Annotated in this window: 1 protein-coding gene; it reads right to left on the reverse strand. The window is 66.1% G+C overall.

Annotated features, from left to right (window positions below):
• A partial coding sequence (locus ASF21_RS17045; protein ID WP_200914808.1) for a hypothetical protein occupies nt 1–228 on the reverse strand: 228 nt, incomplete at both ends.

The raw sequence follows: 228 nt of genomic DNA on the forward strand, positions 1-228 counted from the left end.
GGGCGTGGTGGAGAACTGGACGCGGTAGCGCGGCGCGTTGTTCCAGGCGTTCCAGGCCAGCTTGATGCCGAATTCGCTTTGCTCCGTGAACTTCAGGCCYGTGGGTGCCGGCGTTGCAGTGGGGGCAGCGGCGGTGGTTTTGGCGGTGATGGCGGTGGAGTAGGGGCTGAGGCTGGTGGTTCCGTCGGCGGAGATGGCCGAGACCCGGAAGTAGTAGGTGGTGTTGGG

The organism is Arthrobacter sp. Leaf234 (genome assembly GCF_001422665.1).
Lineage (GTDB): Bacteria > Actinomycetota > Actinomycetes > Actinomycetales > Micrococcaceae > Arthrobacter_D.